The 14,548-nt window shown below is 69.2% G+C and carries 11 protein-coding genes; 7 read left to right on the forward strand and 4 right to left on the reverse strand.

Annotated features, from left to right (window positions below):
* Nucleotides 1–130: 130 nt before the first annotated feature.
* The 5 genes from FB390_RS01100 to FB390_RS33345 all read left to right on the forward strand — a co-directional run bounded on the left by FB390_RS01100 (nucleotide 131) and on the right by FB390_RS33345 (nucleotide 6,769).
* Nucleotides 131–3,952, forward strand: a complete 3,822-nt coding sequence (locus tag FB390_RS01100; RefSeq protein ID WP_185756908.1) for an NACHT and WD repeat domain-containing protein — start codon at nucleotides 131–133, stop codon at nucleotides 3,950–3,952.
* A gap of 130 nt (nucleotides 3,953–4,082) precedes the next feature.
* Nucleotides 4,083–4,724, forward strand: coding sequence for an MspA family porin (locus FB390_RS01105; protein ID WP_141807273.1), 642 nt, complete (start codon nucleotides 4,083–4,085; stop codon nucleotides 4,722–4,724).
* An 84-nt stretch (nucleotides 4,725–4,808) separates the two neighbouring features.
* Nucleotides 4,809–6,365, forward strand: coding sequence for a PspC domain-containing protein (locus FB390_RS01110; RefSeq protein WP_185756909.1), 1,557 nt, complete (start codon nucleotides 4,809–4,811; stop codon nucleotides 6,363–6,365).
* Nucleotides 6,358–6,573 carry a hypothetical protein gene (locus tag FB390_RS01115; RefSeq protein ID WP_067784895.1) on the forward strand — a complete coding sequence of 72 codons (216 nt, stop codon included), beginning with the start codon at nucleotides 6,358–6,360 and terminating at the stop codon, nucleotides 6,571–6,573. Before FB390_RS01110 ends, FB390_RS01115 begins: the two co-directional genes overlap by 8 nt.
* 25 nt (nucleotides 6,574–6,598) lie before the next feature.
* Nucleotides 6,599–6,769 (forward strand): hypothetical protein, encoded by a 171-nt coding sequence (locus FB390_RS33345; protein ID WP_185756910.1) that lies wholly within the window; start codon nucleotides 6,599–6,601, stop codon nucleotides 6,767–6,769.
* Between the two features lie 59 nt (nucleotides 6,770–6,828).
* Here FB390_RS33345 and guaA read toward each other — a convergent pair whose 3' ends face one another.
* The gene (gene guaA, locus FB390_RS01120) at nucleotides 6,829–8,403 is read right to left on the reverse strand and encodes a glutamine-hydrolyzing GMP synthase (protein WP_141807275.1); all 1,575 of its coding nucleotides are present in this window, start codon (nucleotides 8,401–8,403) and stop codon (nucleotides 6,829–6,831) included.
* A gap of 164 nt (nucleotides 8,404–8,567) precedes the next feature.
* Here guaA and FB390_RS01125 point away from each other — a divergent pair, with 164 nt between their 5' ends.
* Nucleotides 8,568–9,368, forward strand: coding sequence for an alpha/beta fold hydrolase (locus FB390_RS01125; RefSeq protein ID WP_141807276.1), 801 nt, complete (start codon nucleotides 8,568–8,570; stop codon nucleotides 9,366–9,368).
* Between the two features lie 56 nt (nucleotides 9,369–9,424).
* On the opposite strand, the gene FB390_RS01130 is transcribed toward FB390_RS01125, so the two are convergent.
* Nucleotides 9,425–10,585: a GuaB3 family IMP dehydrogenase-related protein gene (locus tag FB390_RS01130; RefSeq protein WP_141807277.1), complete on the reverse strand. Its 1,161-nt coding sequence runs from the start codon at nucleotides 10,583–10,585 to the stop codon at nucleotides 9,425–9,427.
* 423 nt (nucleotides 10,586–11,008) lie between these two features.
* Entirely contained in the window at nucleotides 11,009–12,553 is a 1,545-nt protein-coding gene (gene guaB / locus FB390_RS01135; protein ID WP_179830981.1) for an IMP dehydrogenase, read from the reverse strand.
* Nucleotides 12,554–12,834: 281 nt separating this feature from the next.
* Here guaB and FB390_RS01140 point away from each other — a divergent pair, with 281 nt between their 5' ends.
* Nucleotides 12,835–13,248 (forward strand): DUF5319 domain-containing protein, encoded by a 414-nt coding sequence (locus FB390_RS01140; protein ID WP_011207424.1) that lies wholly within the window; start codon nucleotides 12,835–12,837, stop codon nucleotides 13,246–13,248.
* A 221-nt stretch (nucleotides 13,249–13,469) separates the two neighbouring features.
* On the opposite strand, the gene FB390_RS01145 is transcribed toward FB390_RS01140, so the two are convergent.
* Complete coding sequence (locus tag FB390_RS01145) at nucleotides 13,470–14,471, reverse strand: anti-sigma-D factor RsdA (RefSeq protein ID WP_246123800.1); 1,002 nt, start codon at nucleotides 14,469–14,471, stop codon at nucleotides 13,470–13,472.
* Between the last annotated feature and the right edge of the window lie 77 nt (nucleotides 14,472–14,548).

The following is a 14,548-nucleotide window of genomic DNA, read 5'->3' on the forward strand; positions in this document are numbered from 1 at the left end:
CGTGACAGGGGACGCGCCGCGGGGGGAAACCATTTCGCCACGAGCTGTTTTCGCCGAACGATTCGCCGATCTGTATGCCGCCGCGGGAAATCCGACGTTGCGCAGGGTCGCCGCTCAGGCGGATAACCGGATGCGGGCCGCCGCGGCGGCGAATCCCGCGTCCGCCCAGCGGATCAGCGACTGGAAGGCGGGCCGAAATGTGCCCGCCCGCTTCGAATCCCTGCTGCCGGTGGTGCTGACGCTCATCGACCTCGCGAAGAAGCGCGGCGCCACGCTGCCCGCGAAGCTCGCCGACCCGCAGGAATGGAAGCGGCTGTGGACCGCCTCGAACTCCTGGACGCCCGACGACGCCGACGACACCGCGTGCCCGTACCTCGGCCTACAGTCCTATCGAAACACCGACAGCGACATATTCTTCGGGCGCAAACGGGCGACCGAGGAACTCACCGAACTAGTGCGGAACACCGTGCGCGACGGCGGCGGGATCGTCACGCTCATCGGCGCGTCCGGAGCCGGTAAGTCGTCGCTCCTCGCGGCGGGGCTGGCGACCGAACTCGCACGGGGACAAGTCAACTGGCACATCGTCACAGTGACGCCCGGTGCACATCCCATGGACGCCTTGGCGAAATCCATTGGCACATCGAAGCCGGACCGCTCCGACGCCGCATCGGCGACCTGGCCCACCGACGGACCCCGCCTGCTGATCGTCGACCAATTCGAAGAACTGTTCACCGTCTGCGCCGACGAACAGGAGCGCGACGAATTCCTGGCGCTGCTCGATCAACACGCCACGCAGACCGACCCAATCGCCGTCGTGCTCGCCCTGCGCGCCGACTTCTACGCCCGCTGCCTCGACTACCCGGTCCTGCAAGAGTCTCTGGAAAAGCGCAGTTACCTGCTCGGTCCCATGCGCGTCGACGAACTGACCGAGGCCATCACCGGTCCCGCCGAACGCGCCGGTCTGAAACTCGAAGCCGGACTCGACGAACTCGTCATCACAGAACTCTGCGGCCTCGGCGACCATCGGACCCGCCAGAGCTACGACCCCGGAGCCCTACCGCTGCTCTCCCACGTCATGGCCGCCACCTGGCAGCACCGCGAGGGACGCAAACTGACCATCGCCGGGTACCGCGCGGCGGGTGGTGTCGTCGGCTCCGTCGCTGCCACCGCGGAACAGGCGTGGAGCGAACTGTCCGATCCGCAGCAGTCGGCCGCGAAGGACGTCCTCCTCGGACTCGTCACCGTGGCGCGCGATTCCCGCGACACCCGGCGCATCGCGGCGCGCCCCGCGCTCCAACAGCGCAGCGCCGACCCGCTCGCCGCCGCTGCCGTGCTGGAATTGCTCGCCCGCACCCGGCTCGTGACGCTCGACGCCGACTCGGTATTCCTCACCCACGAGATCGTGCTGGACGCCTGGCCCAGGTTGCGCGCCTGGATCGATGAGAACCGGGTCGGCTATCTGGTGCGGCAGCGGGTGGAAGCCGATGCGGTCGAATGGGATTCGATGAACCGGGACCCGGCGCTGCTGTATCGGGGCTCCCGGCTCGAGGCCGCGCTCGAGCACTCGGCGGTTGCGGATGGGGTCGTCCGCGATTTCCTGCACGCCTCGCGCGCATCGCGCGGCCGTTCCCGCCGACGCACCACGCTGACCAGAATCGGCCTGGCGCTGGCGGGGGTGGTGCTCCTGGTACTCGGCCTGACCGCCTACAGCCAGACCCGATTCGGGGAGCGGCAGCGCGAGGAGAAGAATTTCGCGGCCGTCATGCGGGAGGCGGAGCGGCTGCGCGGTATCGATCCCTCGCTGTCCGCGCAGCTCTACCTCGTCGCGGAGCGGATGCGGCCCGGCGACGCGACGGTGTGGACCCATCTGCTCGGTACGCAGGATCAGTCACTCGCCACCGCCATCCCGGCACATGTCGACGGCTACGTCGAGGTGACTCAGCAGCCAGGGGGTGCTCTGCTGGCTTCGGTCGACCACCAGGACATCGCGTACCTCTGGGACAACAGCAACCCAGAGCACCCCCGCAAGCTGGTACAAATCCCCGGCGAGGTCTCTACGGCGGTATTCAGCGCGAATCGACGTGTGATGGCAACCAGCAGCGGTGCGGGTGTCCGGCTGTGGGACATTGCCGAGCCCGACGCACCTCGGGTGCTGGCCGAATTGTCGGCGACCGCTGCGGGAGAGTCCGCGCCGATGAGCTTCAGCGCGGACGGCACTGTTCTCGCTACGACGAATACTGAGACCGTCACGCTGTGGAACGTCGCCGATCCTGGCCGGCCGCGAGCCGGCGCGGTATTGCCCGCCGGACACAAGGTGCACGTCGAGCTGCGGTTCAGCCCCACTGATCCGGTCTTGGCCGTGCTGACGAAAGATCGGCTGTCCGGCGGACAGCCCCCGGGGCGAATCCAACTATGGAAACTCGATGGTCTCGATCGCGCCGTGCCGTTGGGACCACCGATCGAGACCACGACGGTCCTGGCCGACATGGCTTTCAGCTCCGACGGCCGAATTCTGGCCGCCGGCGGCGTGAACGGGTCACTGCGGGAGGACGGCGAGGTGAACCGGGGAACCGTACAACTGTGGCGAATCGAACGAGACGCCCCGCCCACGCCGCTCGGCATACCGCTGACGGTCGGCGAAACCGGCCTCTGGTCGGTGGCCTTCAGCCCCGACAGCCTGATACTCGCGGTTGCCACCTCCGAGCACGCCTCGCTGTGGAGTACGGCAGATCCGGGGCGACCAGTGCTCATCGAGGAGCAGCTGATCACGAGCCCTACGACCTGCCGGTTCTCGAACGGCATGGCGATGCCCTGCCGGGGCGGCCCCACCAGCCTCACCTTCGGTCCAGACGGGCGGACCCTTGCCGCGGGCGGGTGGGACGGCAACCTACGAGTCTGGACTCTTCCGCCCGCGCTGGTGTCCGGTCCGTCGGAGAAGGCGTCGTTCCCGCGGTTCGACGCGGCAGGACGCCGCGCGGTCGTCGCCTCGGGTGGAGACACCATCGAGATCTGGGACACCCGAGAGCTGCTTCGGTGGCGGCTGCTCGGTCGCTTCACCCATCGCGCCGGTGACTATCTGTACGAAGTGAGCCCGGATGGAGCAACCCTGGTGACCGCTTCGTACGAGAACCGGTACACGGTGTACGACATATCCGATCCAGCGAACGTGCGGCTTCGGGGAGATTGGGCGAGCCTGGGCGGCGCCAATCACTTGGCCATCCGGCCGGACTGGCGGATCGCGGTGACGTCGCACGACGACTCGCTGAGAGTATGGAGCCTCGAGGATCCCGCACATCCCACGCCGATCGGCGCGAAGATACCGCTGACAGATGCCATGGACACCGAATTCAACGGCGATGGCAAAATCCTCGCGGTCCGCACGTTCAAGTCGGATGGCGACATCGTCCGGCAACCCCTCACGTTGTGGAACTTCGCCGACCCCCTGCGACCTGCCCCTCTGGGTGACCAACTTCCCGAGCTGGCCAACAGCATCAACAGGGCCGAGTTCGCCCCCGATGGCAGCAAGATGATCTTGGTCAACGACCCGATGATGCAGGTGTGGGACATCGGTGACCGCACCCGAATCCGACCGATCAGCGCGCCGATCGTCGCCGACTACCTCTCGGTGGGCCGGATCTCCTTCGCGCCGGATTCACGCCGGGCCGTCATCACCGGTGAGGATGGGCGGATCACGCTGTGGGACTTGACGGATCGAGCCCATCCGCGACAGATCGGCGACCCGCTGACACCGCCGCGCGAAGAGGCCGACTGGACCGCTCAGTTCCTCCCCCACGGCAACCACCTCGTCATCTCCGGCGGCGGCCTCCGCGTCTGGGACCTCGACGCATCCCGCGCGATCGATCGAATCTGCGACGTCACCGGATCCCTCCTGACCGAAGACCTCTGGCAACGCCACCTCCCCCAACTCCCCTACCAACCTCCCTGCTCCTGAAACACACTCTCTTACAGGGACTTTCCAAGTATTCCTTCAGCACCGCCCACCAAGCTGAAAGCGACCACGGGGGCAGTCCGTGGTCACCTCCGGGTAGGGAGCCCGGACGTGGAACGAGGGGGATACCCGCATGAATGGGAAGTCTGGGCTGGCCGCTGTCGCGATCGCTGTGGGTTGTCTCGCGGGACTCGCACCGCAAGCGGCGGCGGTCGATCTCGCGCCGCACGAGAAGACGTACTCCGCCCCCGGCGGGCTGGAATTCACGGTGGGCCACAGCGAACACGCGGCGCGGCCGGTCGGGTCGTTGAACGGGATGCCGACCAATCGGGATGTGTTCCTGGACAACACTTTCTACGGACAAGTTTCGGACGGCACAGGCCGCCTGAAGACCGGGTACTTCGTGGCCTGCGCCGTCGATCTGAAGGCGAAGCTCGACCTCGGGGCCGAGGTCGGCATCGACGCGGACGCGAGCGCGCACCTGGGTCTGTCGCCGGAGTCGCTGCTGCCCGGAGTGGACGTGAGCGTCGGACCGTACCTGAGCGCGGGTATCGGCGTCGATCTCTCGCTCAGCCCCGGCAAGGTGGTCGACGTGCCGGTCGGCGAGAAGGAACTGCTGCCCGGCGGCACGGGGTACGTGTTCAGCCGGGACCGGCGCATCCACGTCGAGGACTGCGCGGGCCCGCTGACGGTGCAGGCCTACGCCATCATCACCGCGGAAACGGCGGACGTGACCGCGGAAGGCGCGGTGTTCGGGGATCCCTTCACGATGTGAGCGGCGCAGACCGCCCGGTCCGGCAGGATCAGGTTGGTTTTTCAGGGTTCCCCCCGATGCGCCGCGCCGCTGGTCAGCCGCACCATGGGAACCATGACGAGAACAACCTTCGGCGATCAGCTGCAACAGATGTGGCAGACGCGGCCCGTCCGGTTGCCGCGCCAGGGCCCGGTCGCGGGCGTCGCGGCCGGATTCGGGCAGCGCTACAACGTCGATCCGGTGCTGGTACGGGTCGCGTTCGTGGTGTCCACCCTGTTCGGCGGCGCGGGCATCGTGCTGTACCTGCTCGCCTGGCTGCTGCTGAACGAATCCGGGGACCAGTCCTCGGCCGCCGAATCGCTGTTCGGCAAGGGGCACAGCTCCCAGTCGCACACGAAGACCGTGGTGCTGGTGGTAGCTCTGGCTATCGCGGTCACCACGGTCGGTCCGATCGGCGTCGGGCTCGCCGGTTCCGGGATGATCAGCCTGGCCCTGATGCTGGCGGGCTGGTGGATGCTGTTCATGCGGTGCCCGCAGCCGCCGCCGGGCACCAGCATGGTCGACGGCGGTTTCGCCGACGGCCTCTTCGCGACCGGCTATCCCGGAGCGGCCTTCCCCACCGGGCCGCTGCGCGCGCCCGGCTACCCGATTCCGGACGTGCCGGTGTACAGCCCGTACACCAAGCTGCCGGACGCGTACGTCCCCGACACCCCGCGTGCGACGGAGGCGGAAACCGTGCCGGCCGAGGACGTCGACCAGCCCACCGAGGTGATCGACGCGAAAACCGAAGTGCTCGAACCGCGGACCTCGTCACCGCAGCCGGGCACCGAGGACGCCATGCCGATCTCGCTCGAGAAGACGGGCGGCGAGCCGAAGACCCTCGCCGAATCGAAGACCCCTGCCGAGCCGAAGGCGCCCGCCGACCCGAAGACTCTCGCGGACTTGCCCGCTCGCGCACCGTCGCACCCGACTCCCGCCGCCTTCCCCGGCGTGACCCCGCCCTCCTGGGATCCGCTCGGCGTGGCGCCGCTGGCCTGGGACCTGCCCGAACCGCCGCCCGCCCGCGCGGTCGTCGCACCGGCGCCGAAGCGTCCCCGATCCAGGCTGACCCCGGTCGTGCTCGGCCTGGCCATCCTGGCCGCGGCGGGCGCGGGTGCGATCGCCGCCGCGGGTGCGGAGTGGATGACGCCCGGCCGGATCGCCGCCGTCGCCCTCGCCGTCATCGGCCTCGGCTTGGTGCTCGGCGCGTTCCTGCGGCGCGGCTACGGCCTGCTGGTGGTCACCGCTCCGCTCGCCGGTTTCGTCCTGCTCGCCTCGATGATCGGTCCCATCGAATTCGACAGGGGCGCCATGGGCGACCACGTCTGGACGCCCGCGACGATGGCCGACCTGCAACAGGAGTACCGGATCTCGATGGGCGCCGGCACCCTCGACCTGCGGTCGCTGAACCTGACCGAGAACCGAGCCGTGAACGTCGACGTGCAGATGGGCGAGGTCCGCGTCCTGGTGCCCGAGGGCATGACCCTCCGCACCGACTGCACCGTCAACATGGGCGACAACCAATGTCCGGAGGGGGTCACCGGACCGAACACCCCGGGCGCCCCGGTGCTCGACCTGAACGTGGACATCCAGATGGGCAGCGTGGAGGTGCAGCGTGGCTGAGCAGACCCAACCCAACGGCACGACCGAGGGACGCGGACCGTCCGCCTCCCTGCTGATCGTCGGCCTGCTCGCCCTCGCGGTGAGCGTCTGGGGCTTCATCGGCCCCGCCGCGACGGCCAGCGGCGCGATCTCCTTCGGATGGATCGTGGTCATCGCCGCCATCGTCGTCGGCGTCCTGCTCGTGATCTCCCCGCGCAAGCGCCGCTAGCGCGATGGCCCGACAGGAGAACCCCATGGCGCGAGACCAATTCGAGAACGACGCGACCGATCCGGCGCCGCGGAATCAGGGCACGCCCGTCGCGCGGGTCGTGCCGATCACGCCGGCCAGTACCTACGTCGGGGGTGGCTCGCTACTCGGCCACGTCGTCCTCGGCTACGGCTGGAACCGCGCCGAGACGGACTGAACCCCGGAAAGCGACGGCCCCCGCACACATCGTGTGCGGGGGCCGTCGACGTCTTGGGATCACTCCCACTCGATGGTGCCCGGCGGCTTGCTCGTCACGTCGAGGACGACGCGGTTGACCTCGGCGACCTCGTTGGTGATGCGGGTCGAGATGCGCTCCAGCACCTCGTAGGGCAGCCGGGTCCAGTCGGCCGTCATGGCGTCCTCGCTGGAGACCGGGCGCAGCACGATCGGGTGACCGTAGGTGCGGCCGTCGCCCTGCACGCCGACGCTGCGGACGTCGGCGAGCAGCACCACCGGGCACTGCCAGATCTGGCGGTCCAGCCCAGCGGCGGTCAGCTCCTCGCGAGCGATGGCGTCGGCCTGCCGCAGCGTGTCGAGACGATCGGCGGTCACCTCGCCGACGATGCGAATAGCCAGACCCGGACCCGGGAACGGTTGGCGGGCAACGATTTCCTCGGGCAGTCCGAGCTCCCGGCCGACCGCGCGGACCTCGTCCTTGAACAACAGCCGCAGCGGCTCGACCAGCTCGAACTCCAGGTCCTCCGGCAGGCCGCCGACATTGTGGTGCGACTTGATGTTCGCCGTGCCGCTGCCGCCGCCCGACTCCACCACGTCCGGGTACAGGGTGCCCTGCACCAGGAACTCGACCTTGGGCGTCTGGCCGTCCTCCGCGCCGTGCTCGGCGACGACCTCGCTCACCGCGTCCTCGAAGGAGCGGATGAACTCGCGGCCGATGATCTTGCGCTTCTCCTCGGGGTCGGTGACGCCCTTCAGCTCGCCGAGGAACTTGTCCACCGCGTCGACGGTCACCAGCTTGGCGCCGGTCGCGGCGACGAAATCCTGCTGCACCTGCTCGCGCTCGCCCGAGCGCAGCAGGCCGTGATCGACGAAGACACAGGTCAGCCGGTCGCCGATGGCGCGCTGCACGAGCGCGGCCGCGACCGCGCTGTCCACGCCGCCGGACAGACCGCAGATCGCGTGCCCGTCGCCGACCTGCTCGCGGACCTGCGCGATCAGCGCGTCGGCGATGTTGGCAGGCGTCCAGGCGGCCGGAATGCCCGCGAGTTCGTGCAGGAAGCGGCTGAGCACCTGCTGGCCGTGCGGCGAGTGCAGCACCTCGGGGTGGTACTGCACGCCGGCCAGGCGACGGGCCCGGTCCTCGAACGCGGCGACCGGGGCGCCCGTGGTGGTGCCGGTGACCTCGAAGCCCTCCGGCGCGTCGGTGACCGCGTCACCGTGGCTCATCCACACCGGCTGGATGGTGGGCAGACCGCCGTGCAGCAGACCACCGTCGATGTTGAGCTCGGTGCGGCCGTACTCGCGGGTGCCGGTGTGCGCGACCGTGCCACCCAGCGCCTGGGCCATCGCCTGGAAGCCGTAGCAGATGCCGAAGACCGGCAGCTCCAGATCGAACAGCCGGGGATCCAGCTGCGGCGCGCCCTCGGCGTATACACTCGCCGGGCCGCCGGACAGAATCACCGCGAGCGGGTTCTTGTCCGCGATCTCCTCGACGGTAGCGGTATGCGGAATCACCTCGGAGTACACACTCGCCTCGCGCACCCGCCGCGCGATCAGCTGAGCGTATTGGGCACCGAAGTCGACGACGAGGACCGGTCTCTGGGATTCTGCCACGGGCTCAGTCTAGTGAGCCGGGTGCGGACCCGAACCAACGGGCATGCCCCTGTGCAGGCACGTTGTCTCCGCGGTCACCGGGCGCTGCCGGCGTCCTCCGGCTATCTCCAAGCGGGCGGCCCGAATCCCGCGTCGACCATGCCGCGGCTCGTTATCCTCTTGCGGTGCCCTTCGCCCGTGCGATAGACGCCGACATCCATTACGAGGACAGCGGCGGGGACGGTCCGGTGGTGTTGCTAGCGCACGAATTCCTCATGGACCGCACCATGTTCGCTTCCCAGATGGCCGCGCTCGCGCCGGAATTCCGGATCGTGTCCTGGGATGCCCGCGGCCACGGACGCACGAAAGATCAGGGCCTACCTTTCACGTATTGGACCGCTGCGCGCGACGCGCTGACCGTGCTCGATCAGCTCGGCGCCGAACGGGCTGTGGTCGGCGGCACCGCGCAGGGCGGCTTCACCGCGCTGCGCGCCGCGCTGATCGCGCCCGAGCGAATCGCGGGACTAATCCTCATCAGCACCGAGGCGCACGGACCGACCCCCGAGCAGTCCACGGCCACCCAGCGCTTCCTCGACGAATGGAACGACGACGACAGCAGGGAGCACGCGGTCCACCGGCTCGCCACCTGGCTGATCGGCGACGACGACTGGTACCGGGCGATCTGGACCAAACGCTGGCTCGGCCATGACCGGCACGACATCGAGGTCGCCGCGGGCTGCCTGCTCGCCAGGGAGTCGGTCCTCGACCGGCTACCCGAAATCACCTGTCCCGCACTGGTCATCCACGCCACCGACAGCGGCATCACGCACGACCGCGCCAAACGACTGGCCGAGGGGCTGGCGGCGGCGACCTTCGTGGAGATCGCGGGCGCCCGGCTCGCGGTCACGATGACGCACCCGGAACCGGTGAACCACACGATCCGCCAGTTTCTCCGCGATCAGGTCATGCCGACGGGCGTGTACTGACGCCGACGGAAGAGCCCGCGCCCACCGGTGCGGGCGCGGGCTCGAAGAACGAAACGTCAAGCGCGAACGCTGAGTCCGACCTTCTGGAACTCCTTGAGGTCCGAGTACCCGGCCTTCGCCATCGAGCGGCGCAGACCGCCGACCAGGTTCAGCGAGCCGAACGGGTCGTCGGACGGGCCGAACAGCACGCGCTCCAGACTCGGGCGCACCTGCTCGGTGGACTCGCCGCCCAGATCCCACGGATCGTCCACGTGCAGCAGCGAACCGCGCGGCACCGACGGGTGCGCGGCGGCCGACGGCCAGTACCAGCCGCGCCCGGGCGCCTCGGCGGCCAGCGCGAGCGGCACCCCGAGCATGGCGGCGTCGGCGCCGCAGGCGATCGCCTTGGCCAGCTGACCGGAGGTCGCGATGTCGCCGTCGGCGATGACGTGCACGTAGCGGCCGCCGGTCTCGTCCAGGTAGTCGCGGCGCGCTGCGGCGGCGTCGGCGATGGCGGTGGCCATCGGGACCCCGATGCCCAGCACCTCGCCGGTGGTGGTCGCGCCCGGGTAGGAGCCGTAGCCGACGATGACGCCCGCGGCGCCGGTGCGCATCAGGTGCAGCGCGGTGCGGTGATCGCTGACGCCGCCCGCGACCACGGGCACGTCCAGCTCGGCGATGAAGGTCTTCATGTTCAGCGGCTCGCCGTCACCGACGTGCTCGGCGGAAATGATGGTGCCGTGCACGACGAGCAGGTCGATGCCCGCCTGCAGCAGAGCGGGCGTCAGCGCGCGGGCGTTCTGCGGGCTGACCCGCACGGCGACGGTCACGCCCGCCGCGCGCACCTCGGCCACCGCGGCCGCGAGCAGATCCGGCTGCATCGGCGCGGCGTGCAGCTCCTGCAGCATCGCGACGGCGCGCTCGTAACCGCCCTTGCCGACCAGCTCCAGCAGCTGATCGATCTTCGCCTCGACATCGGCATGCCTGGCCCACAGACCCTCGCCGTTGATCACGCCGAGCCCGCCGAGACGGCCGAGCTCGATGGCGAACTTCGGCGACACCAGGGCGTCGGTCGGGTGCGCGAGGAACGGAATCTCGAACCGGTAGGCGTCGAGCTGCCAAGCCAGCGACACCTGCTTCGACGAGCGGGTACGCCGCGAGGGAACGATGTCGACATCGTCCAGTTCGTAGGTACGCCGGGCCGTGCGGCCCATGCCGATCTCGACCATGTCGCGCACTTGTCTGTCCTTTCGGTGTTTTCGGCGCGCTGGCGCGCGCGTGTTCGCGGCCTTTATGTCTCGCTTCCGAGCGGTCGAGACTCGCGACTGCGTCGCATGCGCTTCGACCGCTCGGAAGCGAGACGGCCGCGAACGGGCTCGTAAGACTCGCCCTCGGGGTGGTCGGGAGGGAGCGACCGGTCCAATCGCTTCGACTCGCGAACAGGTTAATCATGCACGGTTCGTCCGGGGGGATCGCAATCGCGTCCGGCGCAACGCACCGAATTCGGATCGGCACGCGCGCTGGTCTGCTCGGACTTGCCGAGTGGGACGCCCTTGCCTGGACGCTCAGCTGCCGGACCACCTGTGCCGCGGAGGTTCTCCGGCGACATCACCAGTGACGGCCGGAACCAACGCCGTCGGATCCGGCCGTACCCGATTACGTCAGCTGCGACCGGTGTAGTTCGGCGCCTCGACGGTCATCGTGATGTCGTGCGGGTGGCTTTCCTTCAGGCCCGCCGCGGTGATCTGCACGAACTGGGCTTCCTGCAACTCGGCGATGGACTGCGCGCCGGTGTAGCCCATGCCCGCCCGCAGGCCGCCGACGAGCTGGTGGATCACCTGGTTGACCGGACCGCGGAAGGGCACGCGGCCCTCGATGCCCTCGGGCACCAGCTTGTCCTCGGCGAGCACGTCGTCCTGGAAGTAGCGGTCCTTGGAGAAGGACTTGGCCTGGCCGCGGCCCTGCATGGCGCCCAGCGAGCCCATGCCGCGGTAGCTCTTGAACTGCTTGCCGCCCACCAGGATCAGCTCACCCGGCGACTCGGCGGTGCCCGCGAGCAGCGAGCCGAGCATCACGGTCGACGCGCCCGCGGCGATGGCCTTGGCGATGTCGCCGGAGAACTGGATGCCGCCGTCGGCGATGACCGGAACGCCGTGCGGCTTGCACGCGGCCACGGCCTCGAGGATCGCGGTGATCTGCGGCGCGCCGACACCGGCGACCACGCGGGTGGTACAGATCGAGCCGGGGCCGACGCCCACCTTGACCGCGTCCGCGCCCGCCTCGACCAGCGCGGCCGCGCCCGCACGGGTGGCGACGTTGCCGCCGACCACCTGGATGCGGTCGCCGACCTCGGCCTTGACCTTGGCGACCATCTGCAGCACCTGCACCTGGTGTCCGTGCGCGGTGTCGACGACGAGCACGTCGACACCGGCGTCGGCCAGGGTCATGGCGCGCGACCAGGCGTCCTCGCCGACACCCACCGCGGCGCCGACCAGCAGACGGCCGTCACGGTCCTTGGTGGCGTTCGGGTACTGGTCGGTCTTGACGAAGTCCTTGACGGTGATGAGTCCGCGCAGGCGGCCGTTGCCGTCCACGATCGGCAGCTTCTCCACCTTGTGGCGGCGCAGCAGACCGAGCGCGGCCTCCGCGGTGACGCCCTCCTGGGCGGTGATCAGCGGGGCCTTGGTCATCACATCGGCGACGCGGCGGTTCTGATCGACCTCGAAACGCATGTCGCGGTTGGTGATGATGCCGACGAGCGCGCCGGTCTCGTCCACCACCGGAAGACCGGAGATGCGGAAACGGGCGCACATGGCGTCGACCTCGGCCAGCGTGTCGGTCGGGCGACAGGTCACCGGATCGGTCACCATGCCCGCCTCGGAACGCTTGACCGTCTCCACCTGCGCGGCCTGGTCGGCGGCCGAGAGATTGCGGTGCAGCACGCCCATGCCACCCGCGCGGGCCATCGCGATGGCCATCCGCGCCTCGGTGACGGTATCCATGGCCGAGCTCACGAGCGGGGTGCGCAGCCGGATCTCCCTGGTGAGCTGACTCGAGGTCTCCACCGAGCTGGGAATCAGATCCGATGCGGCGGGCAGCAGCAGCACGTCGTCGAACGTGAGGCCGAGCATGGCGATCTTGTTCGGGTCGTCGCCACCCGTAGGGGGGCGGACCGCGAGCCGTTCGCCCGGTACGGGATTACTCATTCGGATCGACCCCTCCTGGACGTCGAAAGCGAGAGACGCCGGATGGACCGGCGTCGCGCACAACTGATGGGATGGACGGTGGCGGCGAGGTCAGCGTGTCGAGAAACTGTCCGGCGCCTGCCACCCATGGTATCTGTCCCGCAAACTCGTCGATGAACTGCCCGAGGGCGACGCCGAAGCGCGGCCGTCCACAGACCACACAGCCGGAGCTACGCCGCGACGGCGAAACTGGCACCCTACATAGCTGGCGCAGACCACCCTGTTCTGCGTACCGTGGGTGTGTGCGTGACCATCTACCACCTGGCTTGCCGCCGGATCCGTTCGCCGGAGACCCCTCCGACCCGTCCGCCGCGCTCGACGCCATCGAGCCCGGCGAACCGCTGGATCCCCACGAGCGCCTTGCGGTCGAGGAGGATCTCGCCGACCTCGCGGTCTACGAAGCGCTACTGGCGCACCGCGGAATCCGCGGGCTGGTCGTCAGCTGCGAGGACTGCCGACAGGACCATTACCACGACTGGGACATGTTGCGCGCCAACCTGCTTCAGTTGCTGGTCGACGGCACGGTGCGGCCGCACGAGCCGGCCTACGATCCGACGCCGGAGGCGTACGTCACCTGGGACTACTGCCGGGGCTACGCGGACGCGTCGATGAACGAAGCCTTCCACGGCGACGGGTTCGACGGCTTCGACAGCTGATCCCGCGGTTCCGACACCCGAAAACGACGAAAAGCCGACCCGCCGGTCGGCAATCGGTCGACGCGCGAACCCGCGCGTGATACCAAACCGCGACACACCCGAACGTGCGCACGATTATTCAAGGGTGTCGTTCGACACCTCGATCAATAGGGATGGCTACCGGCGACCCCGTCCGACAACCGACGGTCGCCGTTCGATGGTGAACTCGCTTACATTCGAGCTCAGCTGGTCGGGGTCAGGCCCCCGGGCAGGCTCGGAACGATGACCGTGCCCGGTCCGTCCTCCACGATCGGCGATCGCGTCGTCGGCTGAGTCGGATCGCCGACATCCGCGCTCGGCACGACGACCGTCGTGGGAATCTGCGTGGCCGGCGGCGACTGGGTCGGCGGCTCCTCGACCGGCGGCGTGTTGTTCGGCACGGTGGTCACCGGCGGCTGTTGCGTCGTCGGCGGCCTGGTGGGTTGCGTTGGCAGCTGGCTCGGCTCCACGGCGACGGTCGTCGGCGGAGTCGTCGCTGGCACCGGCGGCACCATCTGGTTGGTGTTGGTGGTCCCCTGCGCGGGCTGGGTCGTCGTGGGAGTGGAACCGGTGGTGCCACTCGGCCGAGGCTGAGTCGACGTGACCGCCTCCTCCAGCGCGGCCGCCGCCTCCGGAGAGATGCCGCGTAGCTGCGTCAGCAGCCGTTGCCACTCGGACTGTAGATCCTGCTTCTTGCCGGAGTCGCTGACCTGGTCCACGTTCACCGAGGCCCGCTCCAGCAGCGCTTTCGCCTGTGCCGGGTTGTTCTGAGCCAGTGCACGCTCGGCCTGGTCGAGCTCGCTGCCTGCGCGCTGCACCACGGTGGTCTGCGCCTGCTCGCTGAACACGACCTCCTTGACCCGCCAGAGCGGATCGCCGGGTTCGGCGCTGTAGGAGAACGCCGTCACACCGCCGAAGACCAGTGCCAATGCGGCCGCGGTACCCGCGATCGGACCGACAAGCCGAAGACGGCCACGGTTGACTGCGCCGACTCGAACCTTGCGCGCGCCGATCTCCTGGTTGACCGCGGCTACGACCGCGTCCAGATCCGGATCTCCCGGTAGTGGCGGCGTAATCAGTTCCGCGCGCCAATCCGCGAGCAGCGCGGCGAGCTGAAACTCCTCCGCACTATCGGTCTGTACCGGTCCATCGCTGGCGATGGCGTCGATCAGAGCATCGTCGCGGCGTACCGCTGCGATGTCCACCGGTCCGGTGTCACCAGTCCCCCCGGCGTAGGGACCGCTGTTTCGCGATCCACGTCGCGCCTTCCAGTCACCCCGAC

Origin of the sequence: Nocardia bhagyanarayanae (assembly GCF_006716565.1) — a bacterium.
Lineage (GTDB): Bacteria > Actinomycetota > Actinomycetes > Mycobacteriales > Mycobacteriaceae > Nocardia > Nocardia bhagyanarayanae.